This is a genomic window from Corynebacterium sp. 21KM1197 (assembly GCF_033783015.1).
Lineage (GTDB): Bacteria > Actinomycetota > Actinomycetes > Mycobacteriales > Mycobacteriaceae > Corynebacterium.
Window position 1 is genome coordinate 1,701,670 of sequence record NZ_CP123907.1, and the last position, 18,887, is coordinate 1,720,556.

Here is an 18,887-nt window from a genome sequence, read left to right on the forward strand (position 1 = left end):
GCTCCACGAGTGCCGGTAAACACAAAAACCCGGCCACCGCTTCCTGCGGCTGCCGGGCCTGCATCTTCAAGCTCCGAAGAATTAACGGATGGAGAACTCCCCGTTGGCGTCCTTCACGATCACGTCGCCGCCACGGGCCACCTGGCCGTTGGGCAGCTCCAGGAACTGGTAGTCCTTGGTCTCTCCATCGGGTGCCACGAACTCCTCGCCTGCAAACCACTTCTGGAAGGACTCGACGGCGGTGCCGGAGCCGGAGAAGCGGTGAGCCTCGCCCTCGGCCTCGGGGGTGGCGGCCTCCTGCTGAGCCACAATCGGCTCGGGGAGGATGGGCTGCTGGTACACGGGGGCGTCCAACGGGACGGCGGACAGGAGCAGGGTGCTCAGGAACATGGGATCTCCTTATGAAACAAGAGGTAAAACGGCAAAAGGATTTTATCAGGGCCGCGCCTCCCCGTCACCTGCTGCGCGCGGCCGTCGGGGCGTCGTTAGTACCCCCGTTTTACCCCCGTGCGTCCACCCCTCTTTGCTACTCTCTCCCCATGTTTTCGCGGCACCCCGGCTGTCCCCTCGCGGCCCTGCTCCTCGCACTGTTTCCCCTGGTGGCGGGGTGCAGCGCGGGTTCCACCGCGCTCAGCGGCACTCCCCGGGGAGGCGATGCCCACGCCACCGTGGTGCTCGCCGCCAATGCCGCACCGGCCTCCCTGGACTTCACCACCACCTCGGGCGCGGCCATTCCCCAGGCGCTCATGGGCAACGTGTATGAAACATTGGTGACCATTGATTCCTCCGGGCAGATCCAGCCCGGCCTGGCGCACGAGTGGGAAGTCTCCCCAGACGGCACCTCCTACACCTTCCATCTGCGCCCCGGAGTGCGCTTTAGCAATGGCGATGCCTTTGACGCGCACACCGCCAAGTTCTCCCTCGATCGGGTGCTCAGCCCGGCCTGGACCAACGGCCTCAAGGCACAGATGAATCCGGTGGCATCCGCCGTGGCCCTCGACGATCTCACCCTGCGGGTACGCCTCCACCACCCCTCCGCCGCCTGGCTGTGGAATATGGGCACCCTGGTAGGAGCCATGATGAGCCCGCGAGGAGTGGAAAACCTGGCCACCGAGCCCGTGGGCACCGGCCCCTACGCGGTAGAAAATTGGGCCGTGGGCAGCGCCCTGCGGTTGCGCGCTCGGGAGGATTACTGGGGCGAGGCACCCGCCAATACCACCGCTGAGATCAGATATTTTCCCGATGCCATCTCCGCCACCAATGCCCTGGAATCGGGCGACGTGGACGTGCTGTGGGGTCTGCAAAACCCGGAACTGCTCGATCCGCTCCGGGCACGCGGACAGTGGAATATCGACGTCGGCACCACCAACGGCGAGGTGCTGCTCTCCATGAATAACCGCCGCGCGCCCTTTGATCGAGTGGAGGTGCGCCAGGCCGTCATGCACGCGATTGATCGCCAGGCGGTGATTAATACCGTGTGGGACGGCTACGGCACCGATACCGGCGGTATTCCCGTGCCGCCCACCGACCCCTGGTACGACCCCTCGCGGCGCTATCCCTTCGATCCCGAGCGCGCCCGCGAACTGCTGCGTGCGGCCGGATACACCACCGACGGCCACGACCCCCGCCTCGCTGTCACCATCACCGTACCGGCCCTCCCCTACGCCCAGACCACCTCGGAACTGCTCTATTCCCAGCTGCGCGACGTGGGCTTCCAGGTGACCCTGGAATCGGCGGAGTTTCCGGCGGTGTGGTTGGCCCAGGTGCTCAAGGGCCACGATTACGATATGTCGCTCATCGCGCACGTTGAGCCTCGCGATATTCCCACGCTCTTTGGCAACCCAGACTATTACCTCGGCTTTGATTCGCCACGCACCAGGGCGCTTATCGACGCCGCCGAGGCCAGCGGGGACGATCCCGAGGAAGGCACCCGCCTGATGACCCAGGCCGTGGATTCCCTCATGGAGGAGGCCGCCGCCGATACCCTCATGAACTTCCCCAACATCGTGGTCTCTCACCCCGGTATCGGTGGAATTGACCCCACCACGGTGGTGGATTCCCTCCCGCTTTCGCACCTGTCCAAGGAGGCCCGCTGATGTGGCGCATCATCGGCAGATACGTTCTGCGTTTTCTCCTCCTGCTATTCCTTGGCAGCCTGAGTATCTTCGCGCTGCTGCGCGTCATGCCCGGTAACCCCGCCGAGGTGGCACTCGGCATCACCGCCACGGAGGAGAACGTGGCGGAACTCTCCGCGCAGTGGGGCACGGATAGGCCCTTACATCAGCAGTACCTGAACTGGATCTCCGGCATGGCTCGGGGAGACTTTGGCACCTCCCTGAGCAGCGGGCAAGAGATCGCGCCCCTGCTGCTTGATCGCGGTGCCGTATCCCTCATTCTGTGCATGAGCGCCCTGGTGCTTTCCCTGCTCATCGCCATTCCCCTGGGCATGGTGGCCACCCGCAGGCACACCGGCACCGTTATTTCCAGCCTGAGCCAGGTGGGCATCGCGGTACCGAGTTTCCTCGCCGCGATCCTGCTCGTCTCTGTATTCTCCCTGCGCCTGGGCTGGCTTCCCGCCAACGGCTGGGTACCACCGGGCGAGGACTTCTGGGAGTTCCTCTCCCGCCTGATTCTCCCGGTGCTCTCCCTGGCCGCCGTGCAGGCGGCGATCCTCACTAGGTACGTGCGCTCCGCGCTACTAGAGGTGCTCAACCAGGACTTCATGCGCACCGCCTACGCCACCGGCCAGGGGCGCGGGGTAACGCTTTTTACCCACGCCCTGCGCAACGCCGCTATTCCCGTGCTCACCGTGGCGGGCGTCCAACTCACCTCACTGGTGGTGGGGGCCGTGGTGATCGAGCAGGTCTTTGTGATTCCCGGTCTGGGGTCGCTGCTGCTCAGCGCGGTAAGCACCAGGGATCTGCTCATGGTGCAGGGAATCGTGATGGTGCTGGTGCTTTTTACCCTGCTGGTGAACCTCGCGGTGGACGTCACCACCACGCTGCTTGATCCCCGACTGCGCGCGCCGCACCGGGGGTCTGCGGGGTATAGTTGCGCTCCCGGTTCTGCTTCCGCCCAGGCCTCCCAGGGGGCTCCGGTTTCTCAGGAGGCTCCGACTGCTCAGGGGGTGCAGGCGTGAACAGACGATTCCCCTTCTCCGGCTGGCTGGGCCTCGTGCTAGTCTCCGCCGTCATCATCCTGGCCTGCGTCTCCGCGCTGTGGGTACCCCACGATCCGTTTGCGGTCTCCCCGGAACATCGCCTGGAGGGCCCCTCACCCCAACACCTCCTGGGCACCGATCGTTTTGGCCGCGATGTGCTCTCCCGGCTCATGATCGGCTCCCAGATCACGCTGCTGGTGGGGCTGGTTTCCGTAGGCATTTCCGCGCTCATCGGCATACCCCTGGGGCTGTGGGCCACCCTGCGCGGCGGGATCCCGGAAGCCGCCATGATGCGCGGGGCCAATCTGCTCCTCGCCTTTCCCGCCCTGCTCCTGGCAATCCTCACCGGGGCGGTATTTGGAGCCTCCACGTGGTCGGCCATGATCGCCATTGGCGTGGCGGGGATCCCCAGTTTCCTCCGCGTGACCCGCGCCGGTGCGCTCCAGGTACTCAGCCAGGATTACGTGGCCGCCGCGCGCCTGGCGGGGCGCAGCCGCCCCGCCATTGCCGTGATACACGTGCTGCCCAATATCTCGGCCACCCTCATCGTGCAGGCCTCCGTTTCCTTTGCCCTCGCGGTCCTCGCGGAGGCCGCCCTTAGTTTCCTGGGGTTGGGCACCCCTCCCCCGGAGCCCTCGTGGGGGCGCATGCTTGGCGACGCCCAGGCCTACCTCGCCACCGCTCCCCACCTGGCCCTGTGGCCGGGACTCGCCATCGCCGCCACCGTCTTAGGCTTCAATCTCTTAGGCGATGGCCTGCGCGATACTTTCGATCCCCGAGGGAGGCGCTAGACGTGCTGCACGTCAAGGATCTCAACATCTCCAACGGCCGCTCCGACCTAGTGGCGGGACTCTCCTTTGATCTACACCCCGGCGAACGCGTGGGCCTCATCGGGGAATCCGGTTCCGGCAAGACCCTCACGGCCCTGGCGCTCATGGGGTTATGCCCCCTGCCGGTGCGCGGCAGCATTGCCTTGGGAGAACAGGAATTGGTGGGCCTGCCGGAAAAGCACCTGCGCCGGGTGCGAGGGCGGCGCATAGCCATGGTCTTCCAGGAACCCATGACGGCCCTGAACCCGCTCATGGTGGTGGGCAAGCAACTGACCAAGGCCATGCCGGGACGCCGTTCCGGGGAACGGAAGCGGCAGGCCGCCGCCCTTTTCCAAGACGTGGGCCTTTCCCCAGAGCACCTGGGGGCCTACCCGCACCAACTCTCCGGCGGTCAGCGCCAGCGCGTGCTCATCGCCCTAGCCCTGGCGCAAGACCCCGAGGTTTTAATCTGCGATGAACCCACCACCGCCCTCGATGCCACCGTGCAGCGTCAGATCATGGAACTCATCCAGCGGATTACCGAGCAACGCCACATCGCGGTGCTCTTTATCAGCCACGATCTCTCCCTCGTATCCAACCTGTGCGATCGGCTGCTGGTGATGGAGGCCGGGCGCGTCATCGAGCGCGGCGAGACTCACCAGGTGTTAAGCCAACCAAGCGCTCCCCGCACTCGCGCGCTTATAAGCGCCACCGCTCTTAGCCCACGAGAAGCCACAAGCGTGCCTGATTCCGCTCCCCTTTCCGTATCAGTCACCGGGGTTTCCCATACCTTCCATTCCTCCGGGCGCTCCGTCCCCGCCCTGCGCGACATCAACCTTGAGGTGCCCCGTGGCACCCGACTGGGGATCGTGGGTGGCTCCGGCTCCGGCAAGACCACGCTGCTGAAGATGATCGCGGGACTCACCGCACCCGATTCCGGCACGATACGGGTAAGCGGGCGGGCCCAGATGGTATTCCAGGATCCATTTTCCTCTTTCAATCCGCGCATGAGGGTGGGCGCGGCCATCACGGAGGGGCTTGGGGTGCTCACCCGCAAGCAGCGCCAGCAGCGCGCCGCCGACCTCATGGCGGAGGTGGGCCTTGATCCCCAGGCCGCTCGGCGCTTCCCTCACGAGTTCTCCGGCGGGCAACGCCAGCGCCTTTCCATCGCCCGCGCTCTGGCCGCCGATCCCGAGGTGATTCTGGCTGATGAGGCCGTGTCCGCCCTGGATGTCACCGTGCGAGCCACGGTGCTCGACGTGCTCGATCGCGCGATCACCCCGCAGCGCACCTTGATCTTTGTCTCCCATGACCTCGGCGTGATCCGACACCTGTGTACGCACGTGGTGGTGATGCACCAGGGTGAGGTCGTGGAACGGGGAAGCGTGGAGCAGGTATGGTCTGAGCCGAAGCATCCCTATACTCAGGAACTCCTGGCTGCGGCAACTTCCCCCACGGTGTGATAGTTCACAGCCATGCGTATGTTTTAGCCCGCAGCCACTGGGATAAAATGCGTAAAGAAGATTATTCCCAACAAGGCCAACAAGGAGCGCCGCTCAGAATCATGGCTAAAATCCCACGCCAAGTACCCAATCCCACCGAGATCTTTGATCTGCTCAAGTTCAAGACCCCGGACCTCAACTTCAAGCGCGCTCGACTGAGCAAGGCTCAGACCATTGATGATCTGCGCATCATCGCCAAGCGCCGCACCCCCGCAGCCGCCTTCGACTACACCGACGGCGCCGCCGACGATGAAATCTCCATGAACCGCGCCCGCCAGGCGTTCAAGGACGTGGAGTTCCACCCCTCCATCCTCAAGGACGTCTCCCACCTGGACACCACTGCCGAGATCTTCGGTGGCCCATCCTCCCTGCCCTTCGGCATCGCCCCCACCGGCTTCACCCGCCTCATGCAGACCGAGGGCGAGGTTGCCGGTGCCAGCGCCGCAGGTCGCGCCGGTATCCCCTTCGCGCTGTCCACCCTGGGCACCACCTCCATCGAGGACGTGAAGAAGGCCAACCCGCACGGCCGCAACATGTTCCAGCTCTACGTCATGCGGGATCGCTCCATCTCCTATGGCCTGGTGGAGCGCGCCGCCAAGGCGGGCTTTGACACCCTCTTCTTCACCGTGGACACCCCGGTGGCCGGTGCCCGCCTGCGTGATGCCCGCAACGGCTTCTCCATTCCGCCGCAGATTTCCCTGGGTACCGTGCTCAACGCCATTCCGCGCCCCTGGTGGTGGTGGGACTTCCTGACCACCCCGCCGCTGGAGTTCGCCTCACTGACCACCACGGGCGGCACCGTGGGTGAACTACTCAACAACGCGATGGACCCCACCATCAAGTTCGATGATCTCGATGAGATCCGCGCCCTGTGGCCCGGCAAACTCGTGGTCAAGGGCGTGCAGAACCTGGAGGATTCCAAGAAGCTCGCGGACCTGGGCGTGGACGGCATCATCCTGTCCAACCACGGCGGCCGCCAGCTCGATCGCGCACCCGTGCCCTTCCACCTCCTTCCCGAGGTCTCGCGCGAGGTGGGCAAGGACCTCGACGTGGCCATGGATACCGGCATCATGCACGGCGCGGACATCGTGGCCGCCCTGGCAATGGGCGCCAAGTTCACCTTCATCGGCCGTGCTTACCTCTACGGCCTTATGGCCGGTGGCGAGGCCGGTGTGGATCGCACCATCGAGATTCTGGCCAGCCAGGTGCGTCGCACCATGCAGCTCTTGCAGGTTTCCTCCATCGAGGAACTGGGCCCGCAGCACGTCACCCAGCTCAACCGGCTGAACCCGCGTCAGATCGACTTTGACATTCGTGAGGATCGCGGCGGCTTCGTTTAAGCCCTAGATTTCCCGCAGGAACCGGCTGCGCCCCTTTTGGGGGCACGGCCGGTTTTTTGGTGTGTGGGGTGTGGCACCTGGGGTCAGGGTGGGGCTGGTGGTGGCCCCACCCGTCACACAGTGGCAGGGAAAAATCCCCTCCTTGCGCTGCGGTACGGCTGGGATTCACATGCGTCACACACCGGCAGGGAAAGTAACCACTCCAGAACCGCAGGAACCACACCGGACTAAGCTTGAACCGGTATCCGAGGGAAGGAAAACACATGCCCCGCAAGGTCGTGGTGGTCGGCTCCATTAATGCCGACCTCACCGTTCACGTTCACCGTCACCCCCAACCCGGCGAGACCCTGGCCGGTTCCGGCGGCACTATTTCCGCAGGTGGCAAGGGGGCCAACCAGGCGGTGGCAGCAGCGTTGCAGGGGGCGGACGTCGCCTTGGTAGGCGCGGTGGGCCGCGACCCTTACGCCGCTCCCGCGACCGAGCGCCTGCGTTCCTCCGGGGTGGACATGCGCGGCGTCGCCGAGGTGGATGGCCCCACCGGATTAGCGGTGATTACTGTCTCCGAGGACGGGGAAAACACCATTATCGTGGTGCCGGGAGCCAACGGCACGGTAAAAAGCGCTGAGGTGAGCCGTCACGCGGCGCTGCTGCGCGAGGCCTCGGTGCTGCTGCTTCAGGGCGAGATTCCTGCCGAGGGTTTCGCGCAAGCGGTGGCGGAGGCCGGGCCGCACACGCGGGTGCTCATCAACTTAGCCCCCGTGGTGCCCGTGCCCAGAGAGACGCTGCTGCGCGCCCACCCCCTGATCGCCAACGAGCACGAGGCCGGACTAATCCTCGATCAACTAGGCCAGCCCCTCGATTCCACCGACCCCACCGCCCTCGCCCAGGCGCTGCGTCAGATGGGCTTTGAATCCGTGGTGCTCACACTGGGCAAACGCGGCGCGCTCGTGGCGGAGGGTGAGCAAGTCACCCCCATTCCCACGCCCACCATCACCGCCGTGGACACCACCGGGGCGGGCGACGCCTTCGCCGGTGCCCTCGCCGCGCGCCTGGCCGCCGGGGATTCGCTTATCGACGCCGCCCATCACGCCGCGCGCGTGGGAGCCTACGCCGCCACGGGCCACGGCGCGCAGGCCTCGTATCCGGGGCCTGGAGATGAGTTGCCGGGTTAGGGGGCGAGGCAAGCCAGCGGTATGACCAGGACTCCGTCGGGGCGTCGATACGCCGCACGTCCACCCGTAATAACAGCGAGGAAGGAGGGCGGTCCCATGCGAGAAGTATCCACGCGCTCGGCCAGTTTGCGTAAATTAGCCGCCGCCTCGTCCACCTGCCGCTCCCCCAGTTTCACCTCGATGGGGGCCCAGCGGCCATCGGCAAGAACTATCACCGCGTCCGCCTCCAAGCCGGTTTTATCCCGATAATGGAAAAGAGCACCATCCATCGCCTCTGCGTACACCCGCAGATCGCGCACGCAGATCGATTCAAAGAGGAGCCCGTATGCTTCCATATCCCGCAATAGATCCGCGGCATTGGCGCGCATAATGGCAGTTCCCACAGAGGGATCAACAAAATGTCGAGTGGGACTGGTGCGCACCACCGTCTTGGAACGCAAAACCGGGTTCCAGGCTTCCAATTCATCAATAATATAAGCGCGCGCCAGCGCATCCAGGTAATCGCTCACAGTATTGGGAGACATAACCTCATCATTCACAGCCAGGTCCGCCGCGATAGTCGCCTGGGAAGCCTGGGTGGACACGTGCCGAGCGTAAGAACGCATAAGCGCGCGTACCCGCATGGCATTGCGATTGACACCATCAATGCGGGAAATATCGGATTCGATGAGGCCGTCCACATAGGCGCGAGCGAGATCAGGCCTCGGGTGATTCTTTTTATTTACAATTGCCGCTGGCCAGCCACCCCGACACAGAATATGCGCTATGTCCTCTACATCAAGCAAGGAAATACCTGCTACCTCTGCATCATGGTTCTGAAAGAGGGTACTCAAGGACACATCGCCGGTAGATTCTTGGGACTCATGCAACGTCATTGGCCGCATAACAAAGCTGGTAATCCGCCCCACTCCTGAGTGCGCAGGATCCACCGTGGGAGTGCTCGATCCGGTGAGAATAAACTGCCCCGGCTCGCCTCGACGATCCACAGCAAACCTCACCGCGTCCCAGAGTCGTTCCGCCATCTGCCATTCGTCAATCAGCCTCGGAGTATCGCCCTCCAGGAGTTTTGAAGGCTTAGTATCCGCCAGAGCCAAGTACGAGGCAGAGTAATCAGGATCCTGCATGTACAGCACGCTTTGAGCCTGCTGCAAGGCCGTGGCCGTCTTGCCACACCACTTTGGCCCCTTCACCTGCACGGCCCCGCTCACCTCCAGGGCTCGCTTCAACCGCGCATCGGCAATCCTCGGCAGATACTCACGCGCCACAAGGGTCTCCTCTCACCATGTTTTCCCTGTTCACAGTAGCACAATGAGTGATATGGCTGGTTTCTACTGAGTCATATGGCCCGTTTTTATTGAGTGATTTGGCCGGTTTCTACTGAATGATTTGGCCACCCCGTTCACCCAGTGTTTCCCCACCGCTCATCTCCGCCTCCCCCTGCGTTCACCGGAATTTTCCCTCTCGCTGCCATAATGCGTGCCGTCCCCAGACGCACTCTCAAAGGAGTTCCGGTGAAGCGCCGCACCCTCCTCAAGGCCGCCGCAGCGGCCAGTTGGCTCCCCGTTCTTGGTTCAACCGCCTCTGCTACCGCAACTGGGTCCGCTACCAGGCCCGGAACGCTCTTTTACGAGGGTTTCGATGAGGTCTCCAACCCCGCCTCCTTTACCCACCGCCTCCCCGAGGGCTGGACCAGCAGCCTGGAGGGCGTCACCTCCGGGGAGAAGCGCTGGGAGGGTTGGACGCTGACCACCATTCGAGATTGGACCTGGGCCTGCGGCACAAAGAAGCGCCACTGGTTCACACGGGGTTATCGGCAGGTATGCGTGGTAGATTCCAAGCAGCAGCGCCTCAATTCCACCGATCGAATGAATGCGCACCTATTTTCCCCGGCGATTGACGTCACCGGACACCGCGCCATAACGGTGGAGTTTGATTCTCACTATCGGCAGGGGCGCAAGGGACAAAGCGCCGAGGTGACCGCGCACCTGGGCGATCAGGAGATCACGCTCCTCCGCCTCACGGAAGATCGTTTTTCCTCCCACGAGGCCCTGCATTTGGAGATTCCCACCGGCGTGAGCACCCTGCGCCTGGGTTTCCATTACCTCGGCGGCAACGATGACTGGTTCTGGGCCATTGATAACGTAGCGGTCACTACTCCCCTCCCGGAGGTCACGGGGCCACCAATCGCCATTATCGACGTCCTCTCGGACATTCAGGGAGCCATCACCGATTACGAGGACGCGGTGCGGCAACTCAACGCCATGCCAGAACCCGCGCACGCCCTGGTGATTAATGGCGACGCGGTGGATAACGGCAGCACGGAATTGTGGGAGGAGTTTGCTGCCGCCACCGCGCGCACCCCGCACGCTTCCGGGAAAACCATCATGACAGCCGGAAACCATGAAATGTACGGCGATGAGGGATCTCACGCCTATATAGAACGATTCCTGCATTATTCCCGCTGCCAGGAATTATGGCGAGAGGTGATCATCAACGGAATACCGATTATCACCCTGAACTCGGAGTACTACTCCGACGTGGACAGGGACGGCAAGGAGCCCTTTGTTCGACTCTCCCCCGATCAACTCGCCTGGCTCGATGAGCGCCTACTTCGTTGGCAGCAACACGGCGTGACCGTGCTTCTCTTTGCCCATTATCTGCTGCCCGGCACCGTCTCCATGTCCCACAGCGCCTGGTATCAGAACGATTACGAGGATCTGGAGGCACTCTCCAATGTGCTAAGCAAGTACTCCCACCACATCATGTTCACCTCCCACAGCCACTCCTCCCTGCTCCACCAACACGATTGGTGGGGAATACGGCGTTATCCCGGCACCGGGGAGGCCGGAGCCATTGGCTTCCCCGTGGTAAACACCGGGGCGATCCTCAACGCCTATATGCCCGAGGGAGATCACGATGAGGTAATCCTTGACGAACCGGCGGCCTCCGGGTTGCGCGTGCATGTGTACGACGATCGCGTGCGCGTGGAAGCATGGGATTTTGTAGAAAGAAAACAGGTGAAAGGGTGGGATTTCCGATAGGGGAATTAGGGAAACAACTTATCTACGATAGAATCAAACGTTCCTTTTCCGTTCTGAAAATCTAGAGAACCTTTAGTGAAAGAAATGGCCTGCGGCGGCGTGTATCTAATAAAGTTAGACATTTCCCCAAACTTATCACCCAAAGAAGGAACATTACAGAACCAATGCTCCCTAGGGCGAATAACAACAATAAAAGCTTCCCCCCTTTCCACCTTCTTAACAGCCTCGCCAACAAGACCAAACTGCCACTTCTGACTAGGAACAATACCCCCAGCCCTACACGATCCTCGAGAGTCCCGGCATTTTCCATCCCCCTTAATACTATTATGAGAACTCTTTGAGTGGTATGGAAAGAAGTCGATATGCATGATACTTTCATACATAACATCCAGAATCTTGCCCTGTCCCCCTTTTTTCAGAGCATCAAAAGAAGCAGACCCTGGGAAAAGTTTAGCACTGCCCGCGTTCATAATCTGATTATAAACCCGCCTAGCCCACACCCCACCAGGGAGATTTACCGTTTCTGGAGTAAAGTAGTAGAACCCCCCATCATACCCTCCAGAATGAATACACTTCTCATACTCATGATGGAATACAGGACACTTGAATACATCCTTGTCCGCCTCAGAAAAACCCGGATTTCCCAACAAGACTATCAGTTTGGCCGTATCAATGTTGCCAATAAACGGTTCCGGAGGAAGGTCCAAATGAAGTTGAGCATCCCCCTTCCATAAGTCCTTAAGATTAACACCCCCATCGGATTTCGAGATAAAAACCCCGTCCTGAAAATTAATATTACTCCAGGGATTATCCATAATTTTCATAACCTACCCCTATAAAGAGCCGGAATTAATTACGCTCTCAACACTTGGCAAACCCCCTGCTAATGGAGCCTTTCCACCGCCCCCACCACCAGATCCCAAAATCCCTGATGGTCCAGCTTCACTGCCACGGAGGTGGTGCAATCCGGGGGCGCGGGTGCCCTAAAATCGGCCACCGTCATGCCCGCGGTGAGTTCCCCGCGCAGTTCCACATCGAGGGGAACCGGCACGGTGCTCACCACGTCCGGGTCGATGAGGTAAGCAATCGTGCAGGGGTCGTGTACCGGGGGATCGTCGAAGCCTTGGGCCTCGCGGTAGGCCTCCCGGAAGAATCCACAGAGACCCACCACAAAGTCCCCCGCCCGAGTACCCAGGGCGGCAAAGCGCTCCTCGACTTCCCTGGTGGCCAGCGCTTGGTGGGTGAGATCAAGGCCCACCATCACCAGGGGCCAGGCCTCGTTGAACACGATGTGCGCGGCCTCGGGATCGGTGGCGATGTTGAATTCCGCCGTGGCGGTCTTATTCCCCTCGTGGTAACCGCCGCCCATGAGCACCACCTCGCGCACCCGCTCGGCAATGCGCGGTTCCTTGCGCACCGCCATAGCGATGTTGGTGAGCGGCCCGGTGGGCACCAGGGTGATCTCTCCCGGTTTGTGGGCCATGATGGTGTCGATGATGTAGTCCACCGCGTGCCCGGGCTCCACCGCCACAGCGGGCTCGGGCAGTTCAAAGCCGTGGAGTTCCATGCCGCTCTCGCCGTGGACGTCGGCGGCGGCCTCCGCCCGGCGCACCAGAGGGCGGGCGCAACCGGCATGAAGGGGGACGTCGATAAGCCCGGCGATGGTCATGACCTGCCGGGCGTTATAGGTGACCTTGCTCAGGGTTTGGTTGCCGCCCACGGTGGTAATACCGAGCAGGTCGATCTCGGGGCTGCCTGCGGCGAGCAGGATCGCCACGGCGTCGTCGTGGCCGGGGTCGCAATCCAGGATGATTTTGCGCGCCATGCTTACCCCGCGTAGACCCGCAGCATGACGGAGGCGTCAAGCAGGTGTTCCTCGGGAACCTCGAAGATTCCCATCATGTGATCGAACTCGTGCGCTTCCGCGCCGGAGAGCAGCACCTGCTCCCGATCCATCCAGGGCTCCATAGCACCAGAGTCTAACCCACCGGGAGGCTCACGCGCCCTTGCGCACGGTAATGCTCCACCCTGCCGCGCCGCGCTCGCTGAAGTCCACCACCTCGTGCCCGTCCTCGGCGGCCCAGCGCGGCAGGGTGTCGGTGGCCTGGGTGCAGTCGAAGTCAATCACCAACTCCTCCCCCACCTCCAGCCGCTTCATGGCCTCCTTGGCCTCGATCAACGGGAAGGGGCACACCGCGCCAAAGGTGTCCAGGCGGTAGCGCCCCGGCGCGAGCGTGGCCACCCCGCCGCCCTGCGTGCTTTGCGACGCCCCCAGGCTCACCAACCCGCTCACGCTCGGCAGGGCACCGAGCCCACCGCGTTCCTCGCTAAGCGACGGCGCGGCGGAAGGCTTGAGCCACAGCCGCGCACCCAGGGCCACGCCCAGGGCGATAAAGAGCAGCGCCAACCAGCCCTGATAGGTGAACAGGGAGGTCTGCACCATGCCGTTGCCCACGGTGCAGCCGCCCGCCAGCGAGGCACCCACGCCCATCGCCACCCCGCCGATCACGGCCCGGCGCGCGGCGGTGGCGTCGGGGACGCGCACGCGGAACTCCCCGGTGGCCTTGGCCGCCGCAAAGGCTCCCAGCAGCAACCCCAAAACCAGCATGACGCCCCAGTCCACGCGCTGGGTATCGCCCGTGACCACGTAGCGCAGGATATTGGAGGTGGGCGTGGTGATGCCCAGGCCATCGTTGCGCCCGGTGGCGGCGGAAAGCGGCCAGGCCAGCACGCCCAGCAGACCGATGAGTACCGCCGCCGCATACAGGTGCAGGGGGCGCCTCCACAGCGGCTGGCGGGTGCGCGACACCGGCAGGCTCCGCTCCGCTTCAAGATAACGCCGCGCCAGCACCACGGTGCCCGCGCTGAGCGCCAGGGCAAAGAGCCACGGGGATAACCCCAGGGTTTCCGGGAGGCTGCGCAGCGGCACGGTGTGGGATTGCAGGGCGTCGTTAAACCCACTCAGCGCGCCGCTCTTCATCGCGGCGGCGGAGGCCGCGTAGGTGCCCAGCGCGATCCAGGAACCCACCAGCCCCTCGGCGGAGCGATACCAGGTGCCGGACGCGCACCCGCCCGCCAGGACGATCCCCAGGCCAAAGATCAGCCCGCCCACGATCACCGCGATGGGCGCGATCTCCTCATACTCCGGGGCGATCACGCCCAGGCTGGTGAGCGCGGCCAGGCCCACCGCGTGTACGGAGATCACGATGAGCAGGCCAGTGAATCCCCGCCAGGAGCCTTGCAGGAAAATATCGCGCAGCATGCCGGTGACGCAGAAGCGCCCGCGCTGCATGACCGCGCCCAGCACTATCCCCAGGGCCAATCCCGTTATCACCATGATCCCGCCTTTCTTCCCGGCGCCTCCCGGTCTTTCCGGTGCCTCGCCGCACGATCCACCGCCGCGAGCACACCACCCAGTAGACATATCTGTCTATCAGAACCATACAGTACCGTCTGAGATGTGCAAGTACCGGGCACGCCGCACAAATTGGCATACCCATCCGCATGGTGAATAATGAGCCACTTCCGCATATTTCATACCCCTGGGAGGGGATCTTTCCGTGCCTTATTCGCACGATTCACCCGATAACGCCTATCCCCACAACATGCACCCCGGCCTGGTTCCGGGCATTGGTGTGGACGAACAACGCAATAGATTTGGGCTCGATCGCTGGGTATTCGGCGCCACCGCCGCGCTCATTCTCGGCTTTATCACCTGGGGCGTGCTCGCCCCCGAGGCCGTTTCCCGCACCGCCGGTACCGCCTTCTCCTGGGCGATGGAAAATACCGGCTGGCTGCTCAATCTCATCATGATCGCCGGTATCGCCGTGATGGGCTACCTGGCGTTTTCCCGCTTCGGCGTTATTCGCCTGGGCCGCGATGACGAGGAGCCGGAGTTCTCTCGTTTTTCCTGGGTGGCCATGATGTTCGGCGCAGGCATTGGCGTGGGTATTTTCTTCTTCGGCCCCTCCGAGCCGCTATCGCATTACCTTTCTCCCCCACCGCACACCGTGAACCCCGGTACAGCCGAGGCCATTCATCAGGGCATGGCGCAATCACATTTCCATTGGGGGCTCTCCGCCTGGGCGCTCTATGCCATGGTGGGCGGCGCGCTGGCCTATTCCTCCTATCGACGCGGCCGCGTCTCCCTCTTCTCCTCCGCCTTCCACGCCCTGCTCGGCCCCCGCACCGAGGGGCTTGCGGGCAGGCTTATCGACGTCACGGCGATCATCGCCACCGTCTTTGGCACCGCCGCCACGCTCGGATTATCCGCCATTCAGATCGGCCAAGGCGTGAGCATCGTGTCCGGCTGGGGACAATTGGGCAATTCCGCCCTCATTATCATCATGGCGATCCTCACGGTGGGCTTTATTATCTCCGCCGTCTCCGGGGTGGCGCGCGGGGTGCGCTATCTCTCCAATATCAATATCTCGCTCACCCTGGGCCTGGTGCTCTTTGTGTTCCTCACCGGCCCCACCCTGTTCCTGCTGAACCTGCTCCCCTCGGGGCTGCTCCATTATGGCGACCAATTGCTGGTAATGATGGGCAAATCGCTCTCTTGGGGGCAGGAGACGGTGGACTTCCAGGCCAGTTGGACGGCCTTTTACTGGGCCTGGTGGATCTCCTGGACTCCCTTTGTGGGCATGTTCATCGCCCGTATCTCTCGCGGGCGCACCCTGCGCGAGTTCGCGCTCGTGGCAATGGCCGTCCCCACCCTGATTCTGGCCTGTGCCTTTACCGTCTTTGGTGGCACAGCCATCGTCTTTTCCCAGGAGGGCCGCCCCGGCTTTGACGGTTCCGCCACCCCGGAACAGGTGCTTTTCTCCCTCTTTAGCGATCTTCCCCTGGCGCAGATCACCCCCTTCATCATCATCGGTGTGCTCGCCGTTTTCTTTGTCACCTCGGCGGATTCCGCCTCTGTGGTCATGGGCACCCTTTCCTCTCGCGGTAATCCCGCGCCGCCGCGCGCGGTGGTGGTGTTCTGGGGGCTCTGCATGATGGGCATCGCGGTGGTCATGCTGCTCGCCGGTGGGCAGGACGCCCTCTCCGGCCTGCAATCGCTCACCGTGCTGATCGCTCTCCCGTTCTCCCTGGTGCTTCTGCTGCTGGTGGTGGCCTTCCTGCGTGACCTGCACACCGACCCCGCCGCCATTCGTCGCACCTACGCCAAGGCCGCTCTGCGCAACGCTGTGTATCGCGGCCTGGAGGAACACGGCGATGACTTTGAGCTGGCCGTCACCCGCGCGGAGACCGGCCAGGGTGCCGGTGCGGACTTTGATTCCACCGCAGACAACGTCACCCAGTGGTATCAGCGCACCGATGAGGACGGCAATAACGTGGACTATGACTTTGATTCCGACACCTGGGGCGACGGTTGGGAGAACCCCGCAAAGTAGCGCCGCACACACATTCGTGACACCCTAGGTCACCATGTCCCCCACCCGTATTCATGGCTTCGACCTTGCCCGCGCGCTCGCCATCATCGGCATGATGACCTCCCACCTGGGCCCCTCCCAGGACTGGGTCGGTGCCCTGAGCAATGGCTTTCCCTCCGCCCTCTTTGCGGTACTTGCCGGCGTATCGCTCAGCCTCATGCACGCCAAGGCCGATGCCACCGGCGGCCCGGAGCTGGCCGCCACCCGGCACCGCACTCTGATCCGGGGCGTGATCCTGGTGGCCCTGGGCATGGTGCTTTCCAGCGTGCAATCCGTGATCGCCGTGGTGCTGGCCTCCATCGGCGCGATCTACCTGGTCTTAGGGCCGTGTACCCGGTGGCGCACCCGCTACCTGGTGGCCGGGGCCGTGATCCTGCCGCTGGTGGGAATAGGCTTGAGCTTCTATCAGGTGCAGGGCACGCCCATGGCGCAGAGTCCCCTGTTAGAGGGGGCCTATCCCATCATCAACTGGCTGGCCTACGGGATCTTTGGCATGGTGCTCCACCGCGCGTTCTTTGCTAAGCCGCTCATCCCCGTGGCGGTCACCTGCCTGGGGCTGCTCGTGGGCGGCTACGCCGTGTGGCAGCGCCACCTCACCGGGGAGATGGGCCACGGGGAAAATCCCTTAGACGTGGTGTACTCCTATGGCTTTAGCGCGGGCGTGATCGGCCTGTGCCTGCTCATCACCCGCCCCCGCGCGCTCACCACGGCGCTTTATCCCCTGCGCAGCCTGGGCGTAATGGCGCTGACCGTGTACGTGGCGCACGTGCTCACCGCCGCCATTCCGCTTCAGGGCTACCCCAGCTTTGGCAGCGAGTCCTCCTCCGCGGCCGCCTATGGCGAGTCAATGGACGAACTCTTTGCCGGGGTGGACTTTGAGCAGTTCCGCGAGGACATCGCCGCCACCGAGAACTGGGAAGAATATATGGCGGTGGAATCGGAAACGCTCTTCCCCGCCGCGGGTTCCGGCGCAGCGGGATCAGACTCGGACGCCCTGCCCACCGAGCAGGATCACACCGCCTGGTGGCTGGGTTCCATCGGCGTGGCGCTGGTGCTGTGTTCGCTGTGGCGCGCCTTCCGCCCGCGCGGCCCCCTGGAGGCCGCCCTGCGCTGGGCCACCTACCGGGGCAGCACACCAGAGTTGGCCGCGCGGTAATTATTTTGTTTAACTCCCCAGGGCGACGGGTATCGTCCTAATATCCTCCGTGTTTTCGTCTAGCAAGGATTATCGTGTCTGAATCATCCCCCGCGCCTGCGGCCTCCACGGCCCCGGCGCCCTACGCCACGTCCGCAGGTGATTTTGCGCTCAAGGTGCTCAACGGCATTTCCATCGCCGTGGTGGTATCGCTGGTTCCCCAGGCGCTCCTGGGCGAACTCTTCAAGGCCCTGCTCCCGGTATTCCCCCAGGGAATCAACATCATCAACATGGTGAGCCTCACCGCCTCCATGATGCCGCTGATCATCGGCGTGATGGTGGCCATGCAGTTCAAACTCACCCCCATCCAAACCGCCGCCGTGGGCATCGCCGCCATGCTCGGCTCCGGGGTGGCCACCCCCGATCCCGAGGGCGGATTCCATGTGCAGGGCACCGGGCTGGTGATTAACTCCGGCCTCACCGCAGCCCTGGCCGTGGGCGTGGTGGCCGTGATCGGGCACAGATTGAAGAATTACACGATCCTCCTGCTCCCCATGATCGTGATTCTGATTGCCGGTGGCATTGGCTCCATGGTCACCTACCCCGCGGTCAAGGTGCTCACCCAGTGGCTGGGCTCCGTGGTCAATGGCGCCACCGGCTTCCAGCCCGTGCTCATGGGCTTGGTGCTGGCCGTGCTCTTCTCCGTGATGATCGTCTCCCCCATCTCCACGGTGGGCATCGCCACCGCCATCTTCATGGAGGGCATCTCCTCCGGTACCGCCAACCTCGGCGTGACCGCCGCCGGGTTCGGACTCATGGTGGCCGGTTGGAAGGTCAATGGCTTTGGCACCTCGATCCTGCACGTGCTCGGCTCCCCCAAGGTGCAGATGGCTAACCTGTGGTCGCGCCCCATCACCATGCTGCCCATGATCTGTAGCGCGGCGATCGTTGGTGCCCTCGGCGGAATGTTGGGGATCTCCGGCACCCCGATCTCGGCGGGCTTTGGTGTGTCCGGCCTCATGGGGCCGCTGGCCGCCCTGAACTACGAGGGCTGGGGCTGGACGGCCGCCAACATGCTCATCGTGGGCGGGCTCTTCTTTATCCTGCCCCTGGTGCTCGCCATCGTATTCACCAAGGTATTTGAAAAGATCGGCTGGGTGCGCCCGGAGCATTACAAGCTGGACTTTGAGTAGGTCCTTGGCTTGCGGGCGGGGTGCGGTGGCACCCCGCTTTTTCTTTTTGCTTATCGACGCCCCGATAAAAGAGGGACACGGCGGGGCGTCGATAAGCAAG

General features: G+C 63.3%; 16 protein-coding genes. 10 read left to right on the top strand and 6 right to left on the bottom strand.

The features are described from left to right. Positions 1-81: 81 nt before the first annotated feature. On the bottom strand, positions 82-390 hold the full coding sequence (locus OLW90_RS08245; protein ID WP_319649617.1) for a hypothetical protein: 309 nt from the start codon (positions 388-390) through the stop codon (positions 82-84). Positions 391-539: 149 nt separating this feature from the next. On the opposite strand from OLW90_RS08245, the gene OLW90_RS08250 reads away from it, so the two are divergent. The 6 genes from OLW90_RS08250 (at position 540) to OLW90_RS08275 (ending at position 7,983) form a co-directional block, all read left to right on the top strand. Beyond that, positions 540-2,096: an ABC transporter substrate-binding protein gene (locus OLW90_RS08250; protein WP_319649618.1), complete on the top strand. Its 1,557-nt coding sequence runs from the start codon at positions 540-542 to the stop codon at positions 2,094-2,096. After that, the gene (locus OLW90_RS08255; protein WP_319649619.1) at positions 2,096-3,139 is read left to right on the top strand and encodes an ABC transporter permease; all 1,044 of its coding nucleotides are present in this window, start codon (positions 2,096-2,098) and stop codon (positions 3,137-3,139) included. The genes OLW90_RS08250 and OLW90_RS08255 overlap by 1 nt, the downstream gene beginning before the upstream one ends. Beyond that, a complete protein-coding gene (locus tag OLW90_RS08260; RefSeq protein ID WP_319649620.1) occupies positions 3,136-3,951 on the top strand; it encodes an ABC transporter permease in 816 nt (271 codons plus the stop codon). The genes OLW90_RS08255 and OLW90_RS08260 overlap by 4 nt, the downstream gene beginning before the upstream one ends. A gap of 2 nt (positions 3,952-3,953) precedes the next feature. Further along, positions 3,954-5,432, top strand: a complete 1,479-nt coding sequence (locus OLW90_RS08265; protein ID WP_319649621.1) for an ABC transporter ATP-binding protein — start codon at positions 3,954-3,956, stop codon at positions 5,430-5,432. A gap of 101 nt (positions 5,433-5,533) precedes the next feature. After that, the gene (locus OLW90_RS08270) at positions 5,534-6,811 is read left to right on the top strand and encodes an alpha-hydroxy acid oxidase (RefSeq protein WP_319649622.1); all 1,278 of its coding nucleotides are present in this window, start codon (positions 5,534-5,536) and stop codon (positions 6,809-6,811) included. 263 nt (positions 6,812-7,074) lie between these two features. After that, positions 7,075-7,983, top strand: a complete 909-nt coding sequence (locus OLW90_RS08275; RefSeq protein WP_319649623.1) for a ribokinase — start codon at positions 7,075-7,077, stop codon at positions 7,981-7,983. Here the strand turns inward: OLW90_RS08275 and OLW90_RS08280 are convergent. Next, positions 7,980-9,248: an ATP-binding protein gene (locus OLW90_RS08280; protein WP_319649624.1), complete on the bottom strand. Its 1,269-nt coding sequence runs from the start codon at positions 9,246-9,248 to the stop codon at positions 7,980-7,982. The two genes, OLW90_RS08275 and OLW90_RS08280, sit on opposite strands and share 4 nt — an antisense overlap. A gap of 246 nt (positions 9,249-9,494) precedes the next feature. Between OLW90_RS08280 and OLW90_RS08285 the strand changes: the two genes are divergently transcribed. Continuing rightward, on the top strand, positions 9,495-11,024 hold the full coding sequence (locus OLW90_RS08285) for a metallophosphoesterase (protein ID WP_319649625.1): 1,530 nt from the start codon (positions 9,495-9,497) through the stop codon (positions 11,022-11,024). Between the two features lie 5 nt (positions 11,025-11,029). On the opposite strand, the gene OLW90_RS08290 is transcribed toward OLW90_RS08285, so the two are convergent. From OLW90_RS08290 to OLW90_RS08305, 4 genes are read right to left on the bottom strand one after another with little or no spacing between them, the layout of a single operon-like run. Continuing rightward, positions 11,030-11,848, bottom strand: a complete 819-nt coding sequence (locus OLW90_RS08290) for a hypothetical protein (protein WP_319649626.1) — start codon at positions 11,846-11,848, stop codon at positions 11,030-11,032. A gap of 59 nt (positions 11,849-11,907) precedes the next feature. Continuing rightward, the gene (locus OLW90_RS08295; protein WP_319649627.1) at positions 11,908-12,849 is read right to left on the bottom strand and encodes a nucleoside hydrolase; all 942 of its coding nucleotides are present in this window, start codon (positions 12,847-12,849) and stop codon (positions 11,908-11,910) included. Positions 12,850-12,851: 2 nt separating this feature from the next. Then, complete coding sequence (locus OLW90_RS08300; RefSeq protein ID WP_319649628.1) at positions 12,852-12,992, bottom strand: hypothetical protein; 141 nt, start codon at positions 12,990-12,992, stop codon at positions 12,852-12,854. Positions 12,993-13,020: 28 nt separating this feature from the next. Next, entirely contained in the window at positions 13,021-14,361 is a 1,341-nt protein-coding gene (locus tag OLW90_RS08305; protein ID WP_319649629.1) for a YeeE/YedE thiosulfate transporter family protein, read from the bottom strand. 268 nt (positions 14,362-14,629) lie between these two features. Here OLW90_RS08305 and OLW90_RS08310 point away from each other — a divergent pair, with 268 nt between their 5' ends. The 3 genes from OLW90_RS08310 (at position 14,630) to OLW90_RS08320 (ending at position 18,787) form a co-directional block, all read left to right on the top strand. Further along, positions 14,630-16,420 carry a BCCT family transporter gene (locus OLW90_RS08310; RefSeq protein ID WP_319651858.1) on the top strand — a complete coding sequence of 597 codons (1,791 nt, stop codon included), beginning with the start codon at positions 14,630-14,632 and terminating at the stop codon, positions 16,418-16,420. Positions 16,421-16,454: 34 nt separating this feature from the next. Further along, positions 16,455-17,615, top strand: a complete 1,161-nt coding sequence (locus tag OLW90_RS08315; protein ID WP_319649630.1) for a hypothetical protein — start codon at positions 16,455-16,457, stop codon at positions 17,613-17,615. Positions 17,616-17,689: 74 nt separating this feature from the next. Continuing rightward, positions 17,690-18,787, top strand: a complete 1,098-nt coding sequence (locus OLW90_RS08320; RefSeq protein ID WP_319649631.1) for a PTS sugar transporter subunit IIC — start codon at positions 17,690-17,692, stop codon at positions 18,785-18,787. The last annotated feature ends 100 nt before the right edge of the window (positions 18,788-18,887 follow it).